The sequence below is a fragment of the Shigella sonnei genome (genome assembly GCF_002950395.1).
GTDB lineage: Bacteria > Pseudomonadota > Gammaproteobacteria > Enterobacterales > Enterobacteriaceae > ECMA0423.
In genome coordinates this window covers 2,278,577-2,300,314 of record NZ_CP026802.1, presented here as the reverse complement: position 1 = coordinate 2,300,314, position 21,738 = coordinate 2,278,577, and the positions used below count along the sequence as shown (strand labels likewise).

Here is a 21,738-nt window from a genome sequence, read left to right as displayed (position 1 = left end):
GATGGTAAATGAATTTTATGGGGCAGAGTTTTTGCGGGGAAGTATTTTGTTGGTAAAAATATTATCAACTTCATCTGAGTGAGAATTATTCTACTATTTCCCGAGCTGCATTCATTTTTTGTATTTTTTATTTTTAGAAAATAACAGTTCTCAAAGCTTAATTACCTCACTATTAATTGTATTTCAAACTAACAATCGCACTCCATTTTCTCTTTTTAAAAAACATAAACACTGTTAAAACAAATACTTATTTCGTTATCTTAAATGCTATTTCTACATCACTCGTCCTTATAATCAAATTATTCTTATTCATAGCTATTTTTGCAGGTTTAAAATAGCGGCTTTCACCAAAGTCAGCCATGAAAATTAGACTACAAGTCAGGGCAAGATTACGAAAGCCCGCTCCCCGCAAGGACTGACGCCAGATAGTTTCTGTCCATGGCTGCTTTTCGCATCTTACGTCTTAACCCTGCCTTGGTAATGACTCCAACTTATTGATAGTGTTTTATGTTCAGATAATGCCCGATGACTTTGTCATGCAGCTCCACCGATTTTGAGAACGACAGCGACTTCCGTCCCAGCCGTGCCAGGTGCTGCCTCAGATTCAGGTTATGCCGCTCAATTCGCTGCGTATATCGCTTGCTGATTACGTGCAGCTTTCCCTTCAGGCGGGATTCATACAGCGGCCAGCCATCCGTCATCCATATCACCACGTCAAAGGGTGACAGCAGGCTCATAAGACGCCCCAGCGTCGCCATAGTGCGTTCACCGAATACGTGCGCAACAACCGTCTTCCGGAGACTGTCATACGCGTAAAACAGCCAGCGCTGGCGCGATTTAGCCCCGACATAGCCCCACTGTTCGTCCATTTCCGCGCAGACGATGACGTCACTGCCCGGCTGTATGCGCGAGGTTACCGACTGCGGCCTGAGTTTTTTAAGTGACGTAAAATCGTGTTGAGGCCAACGCCCATAATGCGTGCAGTTGCCCGGCATCCAACGCCATTCATGGCCATATCAATGATTTTCTGGTGCGTACCGGGTTGAGAAGCGGTGTAAGTGAACTGCAGTTGCCATGTTTTACGGCAGTGAGAGCAGAGATAGCGCTGATGTCCGGCAGTGCTTTTGCCGTTACGCACCACCCCGTCAGTAGCTGAACAGGAGGGACAGCTGATAGAAACAGAAGCCACTGGAGCACCTCAAAAACACCATCATACACTAAATCAGTAAGTTGGCAGCATCACCGGCCTGATAAGACGCGTCAAGCGTCGCATCAGGCATCGGTGCTGGCCTATTATGACTCCAGCGCCAGCGCGCGGTTTCTGAATTTCAGCGCCTGATACAGCCAAATCATCAGTACCAGTCCTACACACGCCAGTGCGCCCCAGGTAATTTGATCAAATACTTCAATATATGCATTGATGGAGTAGTTGATCGCCCCGGAAGCATCAAACGAAGCCTGCGATGTCTGATCGGCAATCACGCCCGCCAGATAGTTCGCGATCGCGCCAGAAAGCAGCATGTAGATGCCGGTTAATACGCCGGTCACGCCCGGAATTTCAATGCGCGTAATTTGCGACATGGCAACCGGGTCGATAAACAGTTCCGCAAAGCCCATCACCGCGAGGCCTAACACCATCAGTGGCAGAGAAGAGTGACCATACATTGCGGACCAGCGGGCGCTTAAGGTCAGAATGCAGAATCCGGCGCTCATCAGGCCAAGGCCAAGAGCAAATTTTCCCCAGATGCGCACGGTACGATTACCTGCGACGCTTTCTTTAACCACCCACGCCAGGAACACACCGCATAGCATAACTGCGAAGGCATTAATCGACTGGAACATAGCAGTCGGAACGGTATAACCAAACATATCGCGGTTAACGAAGCGGTCGATATAAAGGCTAATTGAGCTGCCGCCCTGTTGTGCGAAGGCCCAGAACAACATACTGAAGAAGGTGAGCGTCACAATCAGCCCCAGCTCCTTACGCTGTTTCTGGTTTTCTGCTTTGCGATAAATTTTTGCCAGTACACCCAGGCCAATAATAGTCGCGACAATTAAGGCGTATACCGACCACTCTTTCCAGAACAGTACGGTAATCAGCGCAGGCGTTGCCACCAGCAGAACCAGCAGCCATCCCCAGTTAGGCAGGAGAAAGTTTGTTGCACGCAGTACTTTTTTATTAACGCCGCGGGTATGTGTGAAATGACGATTGCCACATAAGAAAATGACCAGACCCGCGATCATACCCACCGCCGCCAGGCCAAAGCCCATCGCCCAGCTGTACTCTTCCTGGGCGTAACCACAGGCGATAGGTGCGATAATAGACCCCACGTTACCCGCTGCATACATCAGCGAGAAACCGCCATCACGACGCGGATCGGTTGGCTCATACAGCTCGCCGAGCAGGCAACTGACATTGGATTTAAACAGACCATAGCCACAAACGATAATCGCCAGGGACAGATAGAGGAATGACGGATGGATCTCACTGGCACCCAGCACCACATGACCGATCGCCATCAACAACGCCCCCAGCATCACCGCCATGCGATTGCCGAGAACTTTATCCGCCAAAAAGCCACCGAGGATTGGCGTGACATACACCAGCGAACAGTAGGCGCTAAATAACTCGTAGGCGTGAGTATCGTTGTATTTTAGTTGATTGGTGAGATAGAGAATCAGCAGGGCACGCATGCCGTAAAAGCTAAAATATTCCCAGATTTGCAGCGCAACGACATAGTAAATAGTGCGCGGTTGTGATGCGTGTTTATTCATAATAATTCCACAATTGACTGCAACGTCACGTAATAGTTGCGCGGCGTGCTTGTGTTTCCTTAAAGTTAAAACTTTGATACAGATCTGATTATTTATGCAATATGCTGTCTGATTGCATAAATATACATTAGCTGAAGCGTGATGATATAAACAATTTGCGTCTTTTGGCGTCGGGTTTGTTTCTTAATATGTCAAAAGATTGGCTATCGACGAACAGGCGAGGTAACGCTATGTTAACGGTGTAGCTATCAGAATACGGAAGGCGCGAAGATGAAAAACACCGAACTGGAACAACTGATTAACGAAAAACTGAACAGCGCGGCGATTAGTGATTACGCGCCGAATGGTTTGCAGGTAGAAGGCAAAGAGACGGTGCAAAAAATTGTTACCGGTGTCACCGCCAGCCAGGCTTTGCTCGATGAGGCAGTGCGTCTGGGCGCGGATGCGGTCATTGTGCATCATGGCTACTTCTGGAAAGGAGAGTCTCCGGTCATTCGCGGAATGAAGCGTAACCGTTTAAAAACGTTGCTGGCGAATGATATCAACCTGTATGGCTGGCATTTGCCGCTTGACGTACATCCTGAGCTGGGCAATAACGCACAGCTGGCGGCGTTACTGGGGATCACGGTCATGGGCGAAATTGAGCCGTTGGTGCCGTGGGGAGAGCTGACCATGCCTGTGCCGGGACTGGAACTAGCCTCCTGGATTGAAGCGCGTCTGGGACGTAAGCCGTTATGGTGTGGCGATACCGGACCTGAGGTGGTCCAGCGCGTCGCCTGGTGCACGGGCGGCGGGCAAAGTTTTATCGATAGCGCCGCGCGTTTTGGCGTGGATGCTTTTATTACTGGCGAAGTTTCTGAACAGACCATTCATTCAGCCCGCGAGCAGGGGTTGCATTTTTATGCTGCAGGTCACCATGCCACTGAACGTGGTGGTATTCGCGCATTGAGCGAGTGGCTGAATGAAAATACCGATCTTGATGTGACCTTTATTGATATTCCTAATCCTGCATAACGAATAATCAGAGGGATCGAAAGTGCAACGAGCGCGTTGTTATCTGATAGGTGAAACGGCGGTAGTGCTGGAACTGGAACCGCCGGTGACGCTGGCTAGCCAGAAACGGATCTGGCGACTGGCGCAGCGTCTGGTGGATATGCCGAATGTGGTTGAAGCCATTCCCGGCATGAACAATATCACGGTGATTTTGCGTAATCCTGAGTCGCTGGCGCTGGATGCCATAGAGCGTTTGCAACGCTGGTGGGAGGAGAGCGAGGCCCTGGAACCTGAGTCTCGCTTTATTGAAATTCCGGTGGTTTACGGTGGTGCAGGCGGACCGGATTTGGCGGTGGTCGCGGCGCATTGCGGGTTTAGCGAAAAACAGGTTGTTGAATTGCACTCCTCCGTGGAATACGTGGTCTGGTTTTTAGGTTTTCAACCGGGCTTCCCGTATCTCGGGAGTTTGCCGGAACAACTACACACGCCACGGCGCGCTGAACCGCGCTTGCTCGTTCCGGCAGGTTCTGTCGGGATCGGCGGGCCGCAGACTGGTGTTTATCCGCTGGCAACGCCGGGTGGCTGGCAGTTGATTGGTCATACCTCACTCAGCCTGTTTGATCCGGCGCGTGACGAACCCATCTTATTACGTCCGGGAGACAGCGTGCGCTTTGTACCGCAGAAGGAGGGAGTATGCTGAAGATTATTCGTGCGGGCATGTATACCACTGTGCAGGATGGCGGTCGTCACGGTTTTCGCCAGTCGGGAATCAGCCACTGCGGCGCACTGGATATGCCTGCGTTACGCATTGCTAACCTGCTGGTGGGTAATGACGCCAATGCCCCCGCGCTGGAGATCACGCTCGGTCAGTTAACGGTTGAGTTCGAAACTGATGGGTGGTTTGCTCTGACGGGTGCCGGTTGCGAAGCGCGGCTGGATGATAATGCCGTCTGGACCGGCTGGCGATTGCCGATGAAAGCAGGCCAGCGTTTAACGCTTAAACGCCCGCAGCACGGGATGCGCAGTTATCTGGCGGTCGCGGGTGGTATTGATGTTCCGCCGGTAATGGGGTCATGCAGCACCGATCTCAAAGTGGGGATTGGCGGGCTGGAAGGCCGTTTACTGAAGGATGGTGACCGACTCCCGATTGGCAAATCGAAGCGTGATTTTATGGAAGCGCAGGGCGTTAAACAGCTGCTGTGGGGCAACCGCATTCGCGCCTTGCCGGGGCCGGAATATCATGAGTTCGATCGCGCCTCGCAGGATGCATTCTGGCGTTCGCCCTGGCAGCTTAGCTCGCAAAGTAACCGCATGGGCTATCGCTTACAGGGGCAAATTTTAAAACGCACCACCGATCGCGAACTGTTATCTCACGGTTTGTTACCGGGCGTGGTGCAGGTGCCACATAACGGGCAGCCGATTGTGTTGATGAACGACGCACAGACCACCGATGGTTACCCGCGTATTGCCTGTATCATTGAGGCTGATATGTACCATCTGGCGCAAATTCCGCTCGGTCAGCCGATTCATTTTGTCCAGTGTTCACTGGAAGAGGCACTGAAAGCGCGGCAAGATCAGCAACGTTATTTCGAACAATTAGTGTGGCGGCTGCACAATGAAAATTGACCTGAACGCCGATCTGGGCGAAGGCTGCGCCAGCGACGCAGAGCTATTAACGCTGGTTTCCTCTGCCAATATTGCCTGTGGATTTCATGCAGGCGATGCGCAAATCATGCAGGCTTGCGTGCGTGAAGCAATAAAAAATGGTGTCGCGATTGGCGCTCACCCGAGTTTTCCCGACAGGGAAAATTTTGGTCGCAGCGCCATGCAGCTGCCGCCAGAAACCGTTTACGCCCAGACGCTGTATCAAATTGGCGCGCTGGCAACGATTGCCCGTGCGCAAGGCGGCGTAATGCGTCATGTCAAACCGCACGGCATGTTGTACAACCAGGCGGCGAAAGAAGCACAACTGGCAGACGCCATCGCCAGAGCGGTATACGCTTGCGATCCGGCATTGATTCTCGTTGGGCTGGCAGGAAGCGAGCTGATTCGTGCAGGCAAGCAATATGGCCTGACAACGCGCGAGGAAGTGTTTGCCGATCGCGGTTATCAGGCTGACGGCTCGCTGGTGCCGCGAAGTCAGCGAGGCGCGTTGATTGAAAACGAAGAACAGGCGTTGGCGCAAACGCTAGAGATGGTGCAACACGGCAGAGTCAAAAGTATCACCGGCGAATGGGCAACGGTCACGGCGCAAACAGTCTGCCTGCATGGCGACGGCGAGCACGCACTGGCGTTCGCCCGCCGACTACGCTCTACATTTGCCGAAAAGGAGATTGTTGTCGCAGCATAACCCCGATTAATAAAGAATGAAAAAAGGATATCACCATGCCTGAAGGCCCGGAGATCCGCCGTGCAGCGGATAACCTGGAGGCGGCGATCAAAGGCAAACCACTAACTGATGTCTGGTTTGCCTTCCCGCAGTTAAAAACTTATCAATCACAACTTATCGGTCAACACGTTACCCATGTGGAAACGCGTGGTAAGGCGTTGTTAACTCATTTTTCCAACGACTTAACGCTCTACAGCCATAATCAGCTTTACGGCGTCTGGCGCGTGGTTGATACCGGCGAAGAGCCGCAGACCACGCGAGTATTGCGGGTAAAACTGCAAACGGCTGACAAAACCATTCTGCTTTATAGCGCCTCGGATATTGAGATGTTGAGGCCGGAACAACTGACCACGCATCCGTTTTTACAACGCGTTGGTCCCGATGTGCTGGATCCGAATCTGACGCCGGAGGTGGTAAAGGAACGGTTATTGTCACCGCGCTTTCGTAACCGTCAGTTTGCAGGATTACTGCTCGATCAGGCGTTTCTGGCTGGGCTTGGCAATTATTTGCGGGTGGAGATCCTCTGGCAGGTTGGGTTGACTGGAAATCATAAAGCGAAAGATCTCAATGCGGCGCAACTGGATGCACTCGCACACGCGTTACTGGATATTCCTCGATTTTCCTACGCTACGAGGGGGCAGGTGGATGAGAATAAGCATCATGGGGCGCTGTTTCGCTTTAAGGTTTTTCATCGTGATGGCGAACCGTGCGAACGCTGTGGCAGCATCATTGAGAAAACCACGCTGTCATCTCGCCCGTTTTACTGGTGCCCTGGCTGCCAGCACTAGGCCGACCGCTTCGGCGCATAGGTTGAAATAAACCGCGCAATGGCTGGCCCCGTCAGCAAAATACTGAACAGGCGCAGGGTTTGCATCGCCATAATAAGCGCCATATCGGCATTGCTCCCTGCGGCGATGACCGCCACGGTATCAAGCCCGCCGGGACTGGTGGCGAGGTAGGCAGTCATAAAATCAATGTGCATAAACCGGGTCAGCCCCCACGCCATACCCGCACAAATAGCCAGCAGAGCAAAAATCGACAGCAGGATTTGCGGTAGCGGGCGTAGTGCCCGCAGTAAGATTTGTTTATCGAAACCAAGACCAATCCGCCAGCCAATTGCCATATACGCCATCGCCAGCAGCCATTCCGGTAGTTCGATGGTGATGAGCTGACCAGACTGGAGCACTGCGCCCGCCAGCATCGGGATGAGCATCGTGCCGGAAGGAAGACGCAGCATGCATCCCGCCGTACCGGCAACGACTGCGAGCAAAATCGTAAGCAGGAGATTAATGCTCACTGGCGGGAACCAGACGATTTGCTGGTTAACCGCTTCAGCGTTATCACCCAGCATCATGCGGGTGACCAGAACAGCGGCCCCCGCGACGAACAGCACTCGCAGATATTGCATAAATGCAACCAGGCGAATATCTGCGCCGTAATCTTGCGCCATAGCGACCATTGCCGCTGCGCCGCCTGGAGAAGAACCCCAGGCACCGGTATTTCCAGGCAGTGAGCTATAGCGCACCAATAACCAACCCACGATGGCGCTGGAAAGCAGCGTCACCAGTAAAATAGCAAGCACGATCGGCCAGTTGGCGGCCAGCGTGGTGAGAATCGAACCAGTGAGGTTTTGCGCAATCATGCAGCCAAGAATGGCCTGCGCGGCGAGAAAAGCGGAGCGGGGAAGTTGCAGAGTAATTCCGCGCATACTGAAGATGATCCCGGCGATCATCGGCCCAAGTAATAGCGCCGCCGGGAGATGTACCGCGAGGAAACCAATAGAAAGGAGAAGTGATAGCACACATAACATTCCCCACTGCAAAACTGGCATCCTTCGCTCCCTCATTATTTTCTCTTTGGTGTATCGATACAGCATAAAGAAAGCCGGGCCAGGAAAAAATAACAGCAATCAAGGAAAAGGGGAAAATCAGCAATTTTCTGAAAGAGATGCCCTTTCCGGCTGCAAAGGGCATCATGGCAAATCAGTTATAGTTAATTTTAAAAAGCACCACTGTATCGAAGGGCCCAGCCTCGATGGGGGTACCTGCAATGGACGAAAGTTCAGCTGTATAGGTTTTTTCGTAGACCAACATGTCGCTGGTGAAATCGGCGTATTCAGCATATTTATTGAAGGTATAAGGCGAGGCGTTTTCATCCAGCAAACGTAGCTTCAGACCATTACCAATCAACAATGCTTTATCTTCTTCAACCAACGTTTCTTCGGTATAAAAGGAGGAACTGACTTTAAATCCGTCGGTGCATTGGTCATTTTGTGATTTTGTCGTCTTAATACTGAATGTTTTCGACATTGTGTGGCGACGAATATCCAGCAAATTAAATTTACCAAAATCAATCACCTGTGTTTCCGGTGAAATGGAAAAATTGACGCTGCAATCCAGCACGCGAATGTTTTCCAGACCAGTAATATGATATTTCAGGTTTTGGGCAGTAGGGTCTTCGTTAACGCTACCGGCACCGTCAAATTGCACGACGATATAGTCGCTAAGCGTACTTTGATAATCATGCGGCGGCATTTCTCGTATTTTGACGTATAACCGCATGCGAGCGAGAAAGGTACGCGACATGTGAATATTAGCGGGATCACCCGAGCAAATTTTGTTCTGCCATCCCATCGCGATAATCTGCTCAGGGGTATAAATGTCAATGTTCTTACTGTCAATACACTGGTTAGTGTCGATGCGGCTTTTTCCCTGGTTGGCGTCATAATCAACGCCATTGTAAGTTACGCCGAGTTGATAATAGCGATCCTGCACCCCCGGGTAGGGGGTTACCCAGGCATAAACATGCTCACTTTCAAAATTGCCGTTGGTATTGTTGTCACAATAGACGGGAATTTTAATATCGTCAGATTCCCAAATCTTATCGCCGAGTTTGGCATTGCCTGGTACAGCAAAAGGTTGAATCGCTTCTGATTTTTCTACCGAGCCACCGGATGAACCAAAGTAGCAGTTCAGGGCAAGCGCAGACTTCAACGGCAGAAATAACAGACAGATGACGAGCAACACTCCCTTGCCAGCACTCATTTCTTCGCCTCCACGGCTTGTAAATGGCATTGTCCGCTGCAGTTGAGCGTCGTCATGCGTAACGCGCCGTAATCATCCATATAACCGAGATAAAACTGGCTGCCGCTATAATTTCCGGTGTTTGTGTTGACCGTACTAAAAGGCGCAACCATCACGGTTTTGAAGCCGGGGAGAACGCCTTTTTCATTTCGTCCCAGGTAGGCAATGGTCAGATAATACGCGGTAGGATTTTTCAGTGTCAGTTGGTTGCCCTGCTGGCTGACCTGTAACTGCAGTTCGACCTTTTCTCCTGCTTTCTTGCGTAATGCAGCCGGTCGCCAGAACACCTTGATACGACTCTGAATGGCGACTTGCAGAACGGCATGGTCGCTGTTTTTTTCCGGGGCGGGAGGAATTTCACGCATATTGTAGAAAAATAGCGTTTCGCGATCGCCCGGTAATTTTGTGGTCGAGGCTTGCTTTACTATCCGTACCTGCGTTGTTGCTTTCGGTTCCAGACGTTGTATCGGCGGCAGGGCGACCAGAAGATCATCGCTTTTCTCCCCTTTTTCATTTTCGAGCCAGGAATAAGCGAGGTAGGGGAGTTTATCGCTACGATTATCCACCCGCAGACTGGTAGCTTTATCATTAGCGTTAAACACAATACGAGTGCGATCGGGTTGTAGTGCAGCGTGGCTGCACAGACTGGCAACCAACAACAAAAGGGGTAGTCCTTTCATAAATGTCATTTTCATTTCCTTAATTAATGACAAGGTAAAATCAGGCGATTTGCGGTGTCTTCCATATGTTCAGGAAGATGGAGCGAGCAATGCTGGCTATCACCCCAGACCACGGTAAACTTTTGATTTTCAGCGACTCCGCTTAACCAGGCATGTCCTTCCTCGCCAACCATCCCCACGCTAATGCCGCTGTCATCCTGGCGGATATCCGCTCCGAGGGGAGGAAACTGACCGCTGGCGTTGCGAATGATGACGTTAACGTCTTTACCGGAACGGGAAGCCAGTGATTTGTAACCTATCGCGCCTTCAATCCACGTTTCTTTGATAACGTTTTCTGCAACTGTTACGCCGTCGGGTAAGTCATTCATGTTCACCGCCACGGTGGAAGGCTGGTAACTGGAAATCAACGGCACCACCGCAATGCCAAAATGGTTGGTGTAGTCGAGATTGCCCTGAACCGGAATATCTGCCACGCCATCGGTGCTGACCATCAGGCGTGGTTCATTGGTGGAGCTGCGGCGATGAAACGCTGCACCATATTGGGTTGCGGTGAAAGAACCGCTCCAGCTGCTGCTGACGGAACTGTAATCATTGGCGGCATAGGTACCAGAAATATCCCACTCACCCGCTGAACTCAGGTGCTGATAGTTACCGCTCACCTGGGCTCCATTGTCAGGACGGTCGGATTGCAGTCCGGCAGACATGCCCCAGCTATTACGTTCATCCAGCGTATCGTTCCACGACATGCGGTGTGTGGTGCTGTGGCTACTGTTTTGCATGTCATAGCCAACCCGACCACCGTTACCGAAGGGGAGCGAAATCGACAGGTAAATCTGGTTGTCGTGATCTTTATCTTCGTAATGGGTTGTATTGAATGACGTCGAAATAGAGATATCTCTCCAGTCACCAATATCAACATTAAAACCTGCCGTGATGTTGGCGGTCGTGGAGGCGTCTGCATTCCACCAGGTTTGATGTAGCAGGTTGGCGTAAAGATTGAGGTTTAGTGGGGTAATCGGTTGGCCCACAATAAGCTGATCGTCTGTTTTTCGTCCTGCGCATCGCTGTCGTTGTATTTGTGATCCAGATAGTTGGCGTAGCTGTGAAAATGACGATCGGAGAAACGATAAGCGGCGAGGGAAATCGTGCTGTTAGTGGCATCCACTTGTTTGCTGTAATTAAAACGGTAGCTTAAGCCCCGCTCGTCCTGCTGAGTATCAAAATGGCTACTGGCCCACGTGACATCAAACGACAGCGCACCAAGCCACAGCATATTTTGCCCAATACCCATTGCGGCAGAATGGTAGTCATCACCAGAAAGCAGCAGGCCGCCGTACAGCGAGGTGTTTGACAGCATCCCCCAGGAAACTTCATTGCTAAAAAAGGTTTCATTTTCAGTTTGATGTGACATGGAGGGCCGTGGCTGACCCGCGGCCAGTTTATAGCGAACCTGTCCCTGACGAGTCAGGAAGGGCGTCGATGCTGCCGAAACCTGGAAATTGTTCACCCGACCATCTTCTTCCGTCACTTTGACATCCAGTGTGCCCTGAACAGACTGATTAAGGTCGTCAATGATAAATGGGCCTGGTGGGACTTTTTTCTGGTAAATGACGCGGCCTGATTGACTGATCGTCACCGTGGCATTGGTCTGTGCAATACCGCTAATTTGTGGGGCGTAGCCGCGTAGTTCCCATGGCAACATTCGCTCGTCACTTGCCAGTGCCGCGCCGGTATAAGAAAAACCGTCGAAAATATTGGAACTAAAATCCGTTTCGCCGAGGGTTAATTTAGAGCCTAATTGCGGTAATGGACGAAAAAGATAGGTGCGCGATATTCCGCCTGACTGTTCATGGTTATCATCGCTATCAGTCTGATTCAACTGATAATCACTACGTAAGCGCCATGCCCCGGCGTTAATTCCGGTGGTACCGTAGGCGTTCAGGTTAGTGCTGCTGCTGCCGTCCTGTGGGCGGTAGCTGCTGGCAAACAAGTTGTAATCCATCAGGATACCGGCGACACCTTCTTTCCATGTGGAGGGTGGGGTCCAGTTTTCTGAGTGCCACGCCAGCCAGGCTTGCGGAATACTAATATTCAGTTGCTGATTGGCTTGATCGAAATTGAAGAGCATTTCAGGTCGGGAGCTAAAATCGACGCACTGATTTATCAATGGTAACGACTGACGGACTTCAGGTTTTAAGCCAAATTTATCGACCAGTAAATCATTGATGCACGGAATGGTTTTATCGTCATTTTTGTGCCAGTTAATCTTTTGCCCGTTACTGATTTGGTTATTATTTACCGCAACGCTAACAAAATACTCACCGGGAGCAATGACTCCTTTTTCCTTTAATAATGAAATATCAATGCGGTCGCGCATCGATTTATCGAGAACATTAAGGTTGAATTCGACCGCCAATGCGCAAGGCATCGCCACGACCAGGCAGGATACAAAAGAGAGTCGATAAATATTCACGGTGTCCATACCTGATAAATATTTTATGAAAGGCGGCGATAGCGCCGCCAAAGTAATACTTATTTATAATCCAGCACGTAGGTTGCATTCGCCGTAACTGCGCCTGGCGTTACAGGTGTAGCCTGATCAATTTGTTCCATCCAGGCAAAGAAATTCAGCGTTTGTTCGCTGGAGGTCGGAGCCAGGTCGATATCTGGAGTAGCGGTGCCTAAAACGATATTGCTTTGATCTTTATTCATTAAACGTACGCCGACGCCGGTGGCTTCACCCGTGCTGGTGTTGTTGAGAATCGGATCTGCGCCGGTGGTTTTCGCTGAGCTATCAAAGGTGACTGCAACTTTAGAAATCTTGCCACCGGAACCGTTGCTGGAGTTTTCCAGATCACAGTTGACTAAGCGCAGGTCGACAGCAACGGCATCGCTGTGATGTGACTGATTAATGTGGCTGGTGGTCACCTGACCGAGTTCAACCTCTTTATCAATATCATCCTGATGTATTTCACACGGTGCTTCAATAACTTCACCTTTAAAGTGAATTTCACCGGATCCTTCATCAGCCGCATAAACAGGTGCTGTGAACAGCAGAGATACGGCCAGTGCGGCCAATGTTTTTTGTCCTTTAAACATAACTGAGTCCTTTAACAGAAAAGAAAAAAGTATATCGGTGCAAGAATATCTTATTTGATTGTCGAATGTTTTTAGTTTTTCTTAAAAATATTATTAATTTTATTAAATGTAAAAGTAATTAATTGATGGTATGAATTAAATGTTTGATGAATAAAGTATTGGAAATTATAGGGGTGCGCTATATTTGGTGGTTTATTCATGTAACTGAGAGGAAGATAGATGATTAAAAATCATCGATTTGTTTATAATTTATACCGATATATTTTTTTTAGAATATATGAATGTCCGATAGTGGATTTTATTTTTACAATTTTTTGTGTTTGGGCATATAAAAATTAACCCGCCATTTGAACGGCGGGTTAAAATATTTACAACTTAGCAATCAACCATTAACGCTTGATATCGCTTTTAAAGTCGCGTTTTTCATATCCTGTATACAGCTGACGCGGACGGGCAATCTTCATACCGTCACTGTGCATTTCGCTCCAGTGGGCGATCCAGCCAACGGTACGTGCCATTGCGAAAATGACGGTGAACATGGAAGACGGAATACCCATCGCTTTCAGGATGATACCAGAGTAGAAATCGACGTTCGGGTACAGTTTCTTCTCGATAAAGTACGGGTCGTTCAGCGCGATGTTTTCCAGCTCCATAGCCACTTCCAGCAGGTCATCTTTGGTGCCCAGCTCTTTCAGAACTTCATGGCAGGTTTCACGCATTACGGTGGCGCGCGGGTCGTAATTTTTGTACACGCGGTGACCGAAGCCCATCAGGCGGAAAGAATCATTTTTATCTTTCGCACGACGAACAAATTCCGGAATGTGTTTAACGGAGCTAATTTCTTCCAGCATTTTCAGCGCCGCTTCGTTAGCACCACCGTGCGCAGGTCCCCACAGTGAAGCAATACCTGCTGCGATACAGGCAAACGGGTTCGCACCCGAAGAGCCAGCGGTACGCACGGTGGAGGTAGAGGCGTTCTGTTCATGGTCAGCGTGCAGGATCAGAATACGGTCCATAGCACGTTCCAGAATCGGATTAACTTCATACGGTTCGCACGGCGTGGAGAACATCATATTCAGGAAGTTACCGGCATAGGAGAGATCGTTGCGCGGATAAACAAATGGCTGACCAATGGAATACTTGTAACACATCGCGGCCATGGTCGGCATTTTCGACAGCAGGCGGAACGCGGCAATTTCACGGTGACGAGGATTGTTAACATCCAGCGAGTCGTGATAGAACGCCGCCAGCGCGCCGGTAATACCACACATGACTGCCATTGGATGCGAGTCGCGACGGAAAGCATGGAACAGACGGGTAATCTGCTCGTGGATCATGGTATGACGGGTCACCGTAGTTTTAAATTCGTCATACTGTTCCTGAGTCGGTTTTTCACCATTCAGCAGGATGTAACAAACTTCCAGGTAGTTAGAATCGGTCGCCAGCTGATCGATCGGGAAACCGCGGTGCAGCAAAATACCTTCATCACCATCAATAAAAGTAATTTTAGATTCGCAGGATGCGGTTGAAGTGAAGCCTGGGTCAAAGGTGAACACACCTTTTGAACCGAGAGTACGGATATCAATAACATCTTGACCCAGCGTGCCTTTCAGCACATCCAGTTCAACAGCTGTGTCCCCGTTGAGGGTGAGTTTTGCTTTTGTATCAGCCATTTAAGGTCTCCTTAGCGCCTTATTGCGTAAGACTGCCGGAACTTAAATTTGCCTTCGCACATCAACCTGGCTTTACCCGTTTGTTATTTGGCTCGCCGCTCTGTGAAAGAGGGGAAAACCTGGGTACAGAGCTCTGGGCGCTTGCAGGTAAAGGATCCATTGATGACGAATAAATGGCGAATCAAGTACTTAGCAATCCGAATTATTAAACTTGTCTACCACTAATAACTGTCCCGAATGAATTGGTCAATACTTCCACACTGTTACATAAGTTAATCTTAGGTGAAATACCGACTTCATAACTTTTACGCATTATATGCTTTTCCTGGCAATGTTTGTAACAACTTTGTTGAATGATTGTCAAATTAGATGATTAAAAATTAAATAAATGTTGTTATCGTGACCTGGATCACTGTTCAGGATAAAACCCGACAAACTATATGTAGGTTAATTGTAATGATTTTGTGAACAGCCTATACTGCCGCCAGGTCTCCGGAACACCCTGCAATCCCGAGCCACCCAGCGTTGTAACGTGTCGTTTTCGCATCTGGAAGCAGTGTTTTGCATGACGCGCAGTTATAGAAAGGACGCTGTCTGACCCGCAAGCAGACCGGAGGAAGGAAATCCCGACGTCTCCAGGTAACAGAAAGTTAACCTCTGTGCCCGTAGTCCCCAGGGAATAATAAGAACAGCATGTGGGCGTTATTCATGATAAGAAATGTGAAAAAACAAAGACCTGTTAATCTGGACCTACAGACCATCCGGTTCCCCATCACGGCGATAGCGTCCATTCTCCATCGCGTTTCCGGTGTGATCACCTTTGTTGCAGTGGGCATCCTGCTGTGGCTTCTGGGTACCAGCCTCTCTTCCCCTGAAGGTTTCGAGCAAGCTTCCGCGATTATGGGCAGCTTCTTCGTCAAATTTATCATGTGGGGCATCCTTACCGCTCTGGCGTATCACGTCGTCGTAGGTATTCGCCACATGATGATGGATTTTGGCTATCTGGAAGAAACATTCGAAGCGGGTAAACGCTCCGCCAAAATCTCCTTTGTTATTACTGTCGTGCTTTCACTTCTCGCAGGAGTCCTCGTATGGTAAGCAACGCCTCCGCATTAGGACGCAATGGCGTACATGATTTCATCCTCGTTCGCGCTACCGCTATCGTCCTGACGCTCTACATCATTTATATGGTCGGTTTTTTCGCCACCAGTGGCGAACTGACATATGAAGTCTGGATCGGTTTCTTCGCCTCTGCGTTCACCAAAGTGTTCACCCTGCTGGCGCTGTTTTCTATCTTGATTCATGCCTGGATCGGCATGTGGCAGGTGTTGACCGACTACGTTAAACCGCTGGCATTGCGCCTGATGCTGCAACTGGTGATTGTCGTTGCACTGGTGGTTTACGTGATTTATGGATTCGTTGTGGTGTGGGGTGTGTGATGAAATTGCCAGTCAGAGAATTTGATGCAGTTGTGATTGGTGCCGGTGGCGCAGGTATGCGCGCGGCGCTGCAAATTTCCCAGAGCGGCCAGACCTGTGCGCTGCTCTCTAAAGTCTTCCCGACCCGTTCCCATACCGTTTCTGCGCAAGGCGGCATTACCGTTGCGCTGGGTAATACCCATGAAGATAACTGGGAATGGCATATGTACGACACCGTAAAAGGGTCGGACTATATCGGTGACCAGGACGCGATTGAATATATGTGTAAAACCGGGCCGGAAGCGATTCTGGAACTCGAACACATGGGCCTGCCGTTCTCGCGTCTTGATGATGGTCGTATCTATCAACGTCCGTTTGGCGGTCAGTCGAAAAACTTCGGCGGCGAGCAGGCGGCACGCACTGCGGCGGCGGCTGACCGTACCGGTCACGCACTGTTGCACACGCTTTATCAGCAGAACCTGAAAAACCACACCACCATTTTCTCCGAGTGGTATGCGCTGGATCTGGTGAAAAACCAGGATGGCGCGGTGGTGGGTTGTACCGCACTGTGCATCGAAACCGGTGAAGTGGTTTATTTCAAAGCCCGCGCTACCGTGCTGGCGACTGGCGGGGCAGGGCGTATTTATCAGTCCACCACTAACGCCCACATTAACACTGGCGACGGTGTCGGCATGGCTATCCGCGCAGGCGTACCGGTGCAGGATATGGAAATGTGGCAATTCCACCCGACCGGCATTGCCGGTGCGGGCGTACTGGTCACCGAAGGTTGCCGTGGTGAAGGCGGTTATCTGCTGAACAAACATGGCGAACGCTTTATGGAGCGTTATGCGCCGAACGCCAAAGACCTGGCGGGCCGTGATGTGGTGGCGCGTTCCATCATGATTGAAATCCGTGAAGGTCGCGGCTGTGATGGTCCGTGGGGGCCACACGCGAAACTGAAACTCGATCACCTGGGTAAAGAAGTTCTCGAATCCCGTCTGCCGGGTATCCTGGAGCTTTCCCGTACCTTTGCTCACGTCGATCCGGTGAAAGAGCCGATTCCGGTTATCCCAACCTGTCACTACATGATGGGCGGTATTCCGACCAAAGTGACCGGTCAGGCGCTGACGGTGAACGAGAAAGGCGAAGATGTGGTTGTTCCGGGGCTGTTTGCCGTTGGTGAAATCGCTTGTGTATCGGTACACGGCGCTAACCGTCTGGGCGGCAACTCGCTGCTGGACCTGGTGGTCTTTGGTCGTGCGGCAGGTCTGCATCTGCAAGAGTCTATCGCCGAACAGGGCGCATTGCGCGATGCCAGCGAGTCTGATGTTGAAGCATCTCTGGATCGTCTGAACCGCTGGAACAATAATCGTAACGGTGAAGATCCGGTGGCGATTCGTAAAGCGCTGCAAGAATGTATGCAGCATAACTTCTCGGTCTTCCGTGAAGGTGATGCGATGGCGAAAGGGCTTGAGCAGTTGAAAGTGATCCGCGAGCGTCTGAAAAATGCCCGTCTGGATGACACTTCCAGCGAGTTCAACACCCAGCGCGTTGAGTGCCTGGAACTGGATAACCTGATGGAAACGGCGTATGCAACGGCTGTTTCTGCCAACTTCCGTACCGAAAGCCGTGGCGCACATAGCCGCTTCGACTTCCCGGATCGTGATGATGAAAACTGGCTGTGCCACTCCCTGTATCTGCCAGAGTCGGAATCCATGACGCGCCGAAGCGTCAACATGGAACCGAAACTGCGCCCGGCATTCCCGCCGAAGATTCGTACTTACTAATGCGGAGACAGGAAAATGAGACTCGAGTTTTCAATTTATCGCTATAACCCGGATGTTGATGATGCTCCGCGTATGCAGGATTACACCCTGGAAGCGGAAGAAGGTCGCGACATGATGCTGCTGGATGCGCTTATCCAGCTGAAAGAGAAAGATCCCAGCCTGTCGTTCCGCCGCTCCTGCCGTGAAGGTGTGTGCGGTTCCGACGGTCTGAACATGAACGGCAAGAATGGTCTGGCCTGTATTACCCCGATTTCGGCACTCAACCAGCCGGGCAAGAAGATTGTGATTCGCCCGCTGCCAGGTTTACCGGTGATCCGCGATTTGGTGGTAGACATGGGACAATTCTATGCGCAATATGAGAAAATTAAGCCTTACCTGTTGAATAATGGACAAAATCCGCCAGCTCGCGAGCATTTACAGATGCCAGAGCAGCGCGAAAAACTCGACGGGCTGTATGAATGTATTCTCTGCGCATGTTGTTCAACCTCTTGTCCGTCTTTCTGGTGGAATCCCGATAAGTTTATCGGCCCGGCAGGCTTGTTAGCGGCATATCGTTTCCTGATCGATAGCCGTGATACCGAGACTGACAGCCGCCTCGACGGTTTGAGCGATGCATTCAGCGTATTCCGCTGTCACAGCATCATGAACTGCGTCAGTGTATGTCCGAAGGGGCTGAACCCGACGCGCGCCATCGGCCATATTAAGTCGATGTTGTTGCAACGTAATGCGTAAACCGTAGGCCTGATAAGACGCGCAAGCGTCGCATCAGGCAACCAGTGCCGGATGCGGCGTGAACGCCTTATCCGGCCTACAAGTCATTACCCGTAGGCCTGATAAGCGCAGCGCATCAGGCGTAACAAAGAAATGCAGGAAATCTTTAAAAACTGCCCCTGACACTAAGACAGTTTTTAAAGGTTCCTTCGCGAGCCACTACATAGACAAGAGCTCGCAAGTGAACCCCGGCACGCACATCACTGTGCGTGGTAGTATCCACGGCGAAGTAAGCATAAAAAAGATGCTTAAGGGATCACGATGCAGAACAGCGCTTTGAAAGCCTGGTTGGACTCTTCTTACCTCTCTGGCGCAAACCAGAGCTGGATAGAACAGCTCTATGAAGACTTCTTAACCGATCCTGACTCGGTTGACGCTAACTGGCGTTCGACGTTCCAGCAGTTACCTGGTACGGGAGTCAAACCGGATCAATTCCACTCTCAAACGCGTGAATATTTCCGCCGCCTGGCGAAAGACGCTTCACGTTACTCTTCAACGATCTCCGACCCTGACACCAATGTGAAGCAGGTTAAAGTCCTGCAGCTCATTAACGCATACCGCTTCCGTGGTCACCAGCATGCGAATCTCGATCCGCTGGGACTGTGGCAGCAAGATAAAGTGGCCGATCTGGATCCGTCTTTCCACGATCTGACCGAAGCAGACTTCCAGGAGACCTTCAACGTCGGTTCATTTGCCAGCGGCAAAGAAAACATGAAACTCGGCGAGCTGCTGGAAGCCCTCAAGCAAACCTACTGTGGCCCGATTGGTGCCGAGTATATGCACATTACCAGCACCGAAGAAAAACGCTGGATCCAACAGCGTATCGAGTCTGGTCGCGCGACTTTCAATAGCGAAGAGAAAAAACGCTTCTTAAGCGAACTGACCGCCGCTGAAGGCCTTGAACGTTACCTCGGCGCAAAATTCCCTGGCGCAAAACGCTTCTCGCTGGAAGGCGGTGACGCGTTAATCCCGATGCTTAAAGAGATGATCCGCCACGCTGGCAACAGCGGCACCCGCGAAGTGGTTCTTGGGATGGCGCACCGTGGTCGTCTGAACGTGCTGGTGAACGTGCTGGGTAAAAAACCGCAAGACTTGTTCGACGAGTTTGCCGGTAAACATAAAGAACACCTCGGCACGGGTGACGTGAAATACCACATGGGCTTCTCGTCTGACTTCCAGACCGATGGCGGCCTGGTGCACCTGGCGCTGGCGTTTAACCCGTCTCACCTTGAGATTGTAAGCCCGGTAGTTATCGGTTCTGTTCGTGCCCGTCTGGACAGACTTGATGAGCCGAGCAGCAACAAAGTGCTGCCAATCACCATCCACGGTGACGCCGCAGTGACCGGGCAGGGCGTGGTTCAGGAAACTCTGAACATGTCGAAAGCGCGTGGTTATGAAGTTGGCGGTACGGTACGTATCGTTATCAACAACCAGGTTGGTTTCACCACCTCTAATCCACTGGATGCTCGTTCTACACCGTACTGTACTGATATCGGTAAGATGGTTCAGGCACCGATTTTCCACGTTAACGCGGATGATCCGGAAGCCGTTGCCTTTGTGACCCGTCTGGCGCTCGATTTCCGTAACACCTTTAAACGTGATGTCTTCATCGACCTGGTGTGCTACCGCCGTCACGGCCACAACGAAGCCGACGAGCCGAGCGCAACCCAGCCGCTGATGTATCAGAAAATCAAAAAACATCCGACACCGCGCAAAATCTACGCTGACAAGCTGGAGCAGGAAAAAGTGGCGACGCTGGAAGATGCCACCGAGATGGTTAACCTGTACCGCGATGCGCTGGATGCTGGCGATTGCGTAGTGGCAGAGTGGCGTCCGATGAACATGCACTCTTTCACCTGGTCGCCGTACCTCAACCACGAATGGGACGAAGAGTACCCGAACAAAGTTGAGATGAAGCGCCTGCAGGAGCTGGCGAAACGCATCAGCACGGTGCCGGAAGCAGTTGAAATGCAGTCTCGCGTTGCCAAGATTTATGGCGATCGCCAGGCGATGGCTGCCGGTGAGAAACTGTTCGACTGGGGCGGTGCGGAAAACCTCGCTTACGCCACGCTGGTTGACGAAGGCATTCCGGTTCGCCTGTCGGGTGAAGACTCCGGTCGCGGTACCTTCTTCCACCGCCACGCGGTGATCCACAACCAGTCTAACGGTTCCACTTACACGCCGTTGCAACACATCCATAACGGGCAGGGCGCGTTCCGCGTCTGGGACTCCGTACTGTCTGAAGAAGCAGTGCTGGCGTTTGAATACGGTTATGCCACCGCAGAACCACGCACTCTGACCATCTGGGAAGCGCAGTTCGGTGACTTCGCCAACGGTGCGCAGGTGGTTATCGACCAGTTCATCTCTTCTGGCGAACAGAAATGGGGCCGGATGTGTGGTCTGGTGATGTTGCTGCCGCACGGTTACGAAGGGCAGGGGCCGGAGCACTCCTCCGCGCGTCTGGAACGTTATCTGCAACTTTGTGCTGAGCAAAACATGCAGGTTTGCGTTCCGTCTACCCCGGCACAGGTTTACCACATGCTGCGTCGTCAGGCGCTGCGCGGGATGCGTCGTCCGCTGGTAGTGATGTCGCCGAAATCCCTGCTGCGTCATCCGCTGGCGGTTTCCAGCCTCGAAGAACTGGCGAACGGCACCTTCCTGCCAGCCATCGGTGAAATCGACGAGCTTGATCCGAAGGGCGTGAAGCGCGTAGTGATGTGTTCTGGTAAGGTTTATTACGACCTGCTGGAACAGCGTCGTAAGAACAATCAACACGATGTCGCCATTGTGCGTATCGAGCAACTCTACCCGTTCCCGCATAAAGCGATGCAGGAAGTGTTGCAGCAGTTTGCTCACGTCAAGGATTTTGTCTGGTGCCAGGAAGAGCCGCTCAACCAGGGCGCATGGTACTGCAGCCAGCATCATTTCCGTGAAGTGATTCCGTTTGGGGCTTCTCTGCGTTATGCAGGCCGCACGGCCTCCGCCTCTCCGGCGGTAGGGTATATGTCCGTTCACCAGAAACAGCAACAAGATCTGGTTAATGACGCGCTGAACGTCGAATAAATAAAGG

General features: G+C 51.1%; 19 protein-coding genes and 2 pseudogenes. 10 read left to right on the top strand and 11 right to left on the bottom strand.

Annotated elements, in window-relative coordinates:
* Positions 1 to 389: 389 nt before the first annotated feature.
* The 3 genes and pseudogenes from C1P89_RS26470 to dtpD all read right to left on the bottom strand — a co-directional run.
* Positions 390 to 482 (bottom strand): annotated as a pseudogene (locus C1P89_RS26470) (hypothetical protein); the annotation flags it as partial.
* Between the two features lie 9 nt (positions 483 to 491).
* A protein-coding gene (locus C1P89_RS12255; protein WP_094096600.1) for an IS1-like element IS1A family transposase occupies positions 492 to 1,189 on the bottom strand; the annotation gives its coding sequence in 2 pieces (ribosomal slippage) (positions 492 to 940 and positions 940 to 1,189; 699 coding nt in all).
* 104 nt (positions 1,190 to 1,293) lie between these two features.
* Complete coding sequence (gene dtpD / locus C1P89_RS12250; RefSeq protein ID WP_001032728.1) at positions 1,294 to 2,775, bottom strand: dipeptide permease DtpD; 1,482 nt, start codon at positions 2,773 to 2,775, stop codon at positions 1,294 to 1,296.
* A gap of 270 nt (positions 2,776 to 3,045) precedes the next feature.
* Here dtpD and ybgI point away from each other — a divergent pair, with 270 nt between their 5' ends.
* The 5 genes from ybgI to nei are packed head-to-tail and all read left to right on the top strand — an operon-like array spanning position 3,046 to position 6,945.
* Positions 3,046 to 3,789, top strand: coding sequence for a radiation resistance protein YbgI (gene ybgI, locus C1P89_RS12245; RefSeq protein WP_000798879.1), 744 nt, complete (start codon positions 3,046 to 3,048; stop codon positions 3,787 to 3,789).
* A 22-nt stretch (positions 3,790 to 3,811) separates the two neighbouring features.
* Positions 3,812 to 4,468: a 5-oxoprolinase subunit PxpB gene (gene pxpB, locus C1P89_RS12240; RefSeq protein ID WP_001188333.1), complete on the top strand. Its 657-nt coding sequence runs from the start codon at positions 3,812 to 3,814 to the stop codon at positions 4,466 to 4,468.
* On the top strand, positions 4,462 to 5,394 hold the full coding sequence (pxpC, locus tag C1P89_RS12235) for a 5-oxoprolinase subunit PxpC (RefSeq protein ID WP_000912721.1): 933 nt from the start codon (positions 4,462 to 4,464) through the stop codon (positions 5,392 to 5,394). Before pxpB ends, pxpC begins: the two co-directional genes overlap by 7 nt.
* On the top strand, positions 5,384 to 6,118 hold the full coding sequence (gene pxpA / locus C1P89_RS12230; RefSeq protein ID WP_000687110.1) for a 5-oxoprolinase subunit PxpA: 735 nt from the start codon (positions 5,384 to 5,386) through the stop codon (positions 6,116 to 6,118). The genes pxpC and pxpA overlap by 11 nt, the downstream gene beginning before the upstream one ends.
* Before the next feature lie 35 nt (positions 6,119 to 6,153).
* Positions 6,154 to 6,945 carry an endonuclease VIII gene (gene nei, locus C1P89_RS12225; RefSeq protein ID WP_001114022.1) on the top strand — a complete coding sequence of 264 codons (792 nt, stop codon included), beginning with the start codon at positions 6,154 to 6,156 and terminating at the stop codon, positions 6,943 to 6,945.
* Here the strand turns inward: nei and C1P89_RS12220 are convergent.
* From C1P89_RS12220 to C1P89_RS12190, 8 genes and pseudogenes are all read right to left on the bottom strand, one after another.
* Positions 6,942 to 7,988: an AbrB family transcriptional regulator gene (locus C1P89_RS12220; protein WP_001297246.1), complete on the bottom strand. Its 1,047-nt coding sequence runs from the start codon at positions 7,986 to 7,988 to the stop codon at positions 6,942 to 6,944. The two genes, nei and C1P89_RS12220, sit on opposite strands and share 4 nt — an antisense overlap.
* Positions 7,989 to 8,139: 151 nt before the next feature.
* A complete protein-coding gene (locus C1P89_RS12215) occupies positions 8,140 to 9,201 on the bottom strand; it encodes a fimbrial protein (protein ID WP_001272424.1) in 1,062 nt (353 codons plus the stop codon).
* A complete protein-coding gene (locus C1P89_RS12210) occupies positions 9,198 to 9,929 on the bottom strand; it encodes a fimbrial biogenesis chaperone (protein WP_000143529.1) in 732 nt (243 codons plus the stop codon). Before C1P89_RS12210 ends, C1P89_RS12215 begins: the two co-directional genes overlap by 4 nt.
* A gap of 14 nt (positions 9,930 to 9,943) precedes the next feature.
* On the bottom strand, positions 9,944 to 10,288 hold the full coding sequence (locus C1P89_RS25965) for a FimD/PapC C-terminal domain-containing protein (RefSeq protein WP_196780665.1): 345 nt from the start codon (positions 10,286 to 10,288) through the stop codon (positions 9,944 to 9,946).
* Positions 10,265 to 12,297, bottom strand: a pseudogene (locus C1P89_RS12205) (fimbria/pilus outer membrane usher protein); the annotation flags it as partial. The gene C1P89_RS25965 and the pseudogene C1P89_RS12205, both read right to left, overlap by 24 nt.
* Before the next feature lie 155 nt (positions 12,298 to 12,452).
* On the bottom strand, positions 12,453 to 13,019 hold the full coding sequence (locus C1P89_RS12200; RefSeq protein ID WP_000472422.1) for a fimbrial protein: 567 nt from the start codon (positions 13,017 to 13,019) through the stop codon (positions 12,453 to 12,455).
* Between the two features lie 389 nt (positions 13,020 to 13,408).
* The gene (gene gltA, locus C1P89_RS12195; RefSeq protein ID WP_000785834.1) at positions 13,409 to 14,692 is read right to left on the bottom strand and encodes a citrate synthase; all 1,284 of its coding nucleotides are present in this window, start codon (positions 14,690 to 14,692) and stop codon (positions 13,409 to 13,411) included.
* A gap of 205 nt (positions 14,693 to 14,897) precedes the next feature.
* Positions 14,898 to 15,005 (bottom strand): hypothetical protein, encoded by a 108-nt coding sequence (locus C1P89_RS12190; protein WP_001305582.1) that lies wholly within the window; start codon positions 15,003 to 15,005, stop codon positions 14,898 to 14,900.
* Between the two features lie 380 nt (positions 15,006 to 15,385).
* On the opposite strand from C1P89_RS12190, the gene sdhC reads away from it, so the two are divergent.
* The 5 genes from sdhC to sucA all read left to right on the top strand — a co-directional run bounded on the left by sdhC (position 15,386) and on the right by sucA (position 21,731).
* Positions 15,386 to 15,790 (top strand): succinate dehydrogenase cytochrome b556 subunit, encoded by a 405-nt coding sequence (sdhC, locus tag C1P89_RS12185; protein ID WP_000263347.1) that lies wholly within the window; start codon positions 15,386 to 15,388, stop codon positions 15,788 to 15,790.
* Complete coding sequence (gene sdhD / locus C1P89_RS12180; protein ID WP_000254365.1) at positions 15,784 to 16,131, top strand: succinate dehydrogenase membrane anchor subunit; 348 nt, start codon at positions 15,784 to 15,786, stop codon at positions 16,129 to 16,131. Before sdhC ends, sdhD begins: the two co-directional genes overlap by 7 nt.
* Positions 16,131 to 17,897, top strand: a complete 1,767-nt coding sequence (gene sdhA, locus C1P89_RS12175; protein WP_000775540.1) for a succinate dehydrogenase flavoprotein subunit — start codon at positions 16,131 to 16,133, stop codon at positions 17,895 to 17,897. The genes sdhD and sdhA overlap by 1 nt, the downstream gene beginning before the upstream one ends.
* 15 nt (positions 17,898 to 17,912) lie before the next feature.
* Positions 17,913 to 18,629 carry a succinate dehydrogenase iron-sulfur subunit SdhB gene (sdhB, locus tag C1P89_RS12170; RefSeq protein ID WP_001235263.1) on the top strand — a complete coding sequence of 239 codons (717 nt, stop codon included), beginning with the start codon at positions 17,913 to 17,915 and terminating at the stop codon, positions 18,627 to 18,629.
* A gap of 300 nt (positions 18,630 to 18,929) precedes the next feature.
* Positions 18,930 to 21,731 carry a 2-oxoglutarate dehydrogenase E1 component gene (gene sucA / locus C1P89_RS12165; protein ID WP_001181459.1) on the top strand — a complete coding sequence of 934 codons (2,802 nt, stop codon included), beginning with the start codon at positions 18,930 to 18,932 and terminating at the stop codon, positions 21,729 to 21,731.
* Positions 21,732 to 21,738: the final 7 nt, after the last annotated feature.

Excerpts from the sequence above, each read along its gene's own strand:
- dtpD (WP_001032728.1), bottom strand. The coding sequence starts at position 2,775 with ATGAATAAACACGCATCACAACCGCGCACTATTTACTATGTCGTTGCG.
- ybgI (WP_000798879.1), top strand. The coding sequence starts at position 3,046 with ATGAAAAACACCGAACTGGAACAACTGATTAACGAAAAACTGAACAGC.
- pxpC (WP_000912721.1), top strand. The coding sequence starts at position 4,462 with ATGCTGAAGATTATTCGTGCGGGCATGTATACCACTGTGCAGGATGGC.
- pxpA (WP_000687110.1), top strand. The coding sequence starts at position 5,384 with ATGAAAATTGACCTGAACGCCGATCTGGGCGAAGGCTGCGCCAGCGAC.
- nei (WP_001114022.1), top strand. The coding sequence starts at position 6,154 with ATGCCTGAAGGCCCGGAGATCCGCCGTGCAGCGGATAACCTGGAGGCG.
- C1P89_RS12220 (WP_001297246.1), bottom strand. The coding sequence starts at position 7,988 with ATGCCAGTTTTGCAGTGGGGAATGTTATGTGTGCTATCACTTCTCCTT.
- C1P89_RS12215 (WP_001272424.1), bottom strand. The coding sequence starts at position 9,201 with ATGAGTGCTGGCAAGGGAGTGTTGCTCGTCATCTGTCTGTTATTTCTG.
- C1P89_RS12210 (WP_000143529.1), bottom strand. The coding sequence starts at position 9,929 with ATGACATTTATGAAAGGACTACCCCTTTTGTTGTTGGTTGCCAGTCTG.
- C1P89_RS25965 (WP_196780665.1), bottom strand. The coding sequence starts at position 10,288 with ATGAATGACTTACCCGACGGCGTAACAGTTGCAGAAAACGTTATCAAA.
- C1P89_RS12200 (WP_000472422.1), bottom strand. The coding sequence starts at position 13,019 with ATGTTTAAAGGACAAAAAACATTGGCCGCACTGGCCGTATCTCTGCTG.
- gltA (WP_000785834.1), bottom strand. The coding sequence starts at position 14,692 with ATGGCTGATACAAAAGCAAAACTCACCCTCAACGGGGACACAGCTGTT.
- C1P89_RS12190 (WP_001305582.1), bottom strand. The coding sequence starts at position 15,005 with ATGCGTAAAAGTTATGAAGTCGGTATTTCACCTAAGATTAACTTATGT.
- sdhC (WP_000263347.1), top strand. The coding sequence starts at position 15,386 with ATGTGGGCGTTATTCATGATAAGAAATGTGAAAAAACAAAGACCTGTT.
- sdhD (WP_000254365.1), top strand. The coding sequence starts at position 15,784 with ATGGTAAGCAACGCCTCCGCATTAGGACGCAATGGCGTACATGATTTC.
- sdhA (WP_000775540.1), top strand. The coding sequence starts at position 16,131 with ATGAAATTGCCAGTCAGAGAATTTGATGCAGTTGTGATTGGTGCCGGT.
- sdhB (WP_001235263.1), top strand. The coding sequence starts at position 17,913 with ATGAGACTCGAGTTTTCAATTTATCGCTATAACCCGGATGTTGATGAT.
- sucA (WP_001181459.1), top strand. The coding sequence starts at position 18,930 with ATGCAGAACAGCGCTTTGAAAGCCTGGTTGGACTCTTCTTACCTCTCT.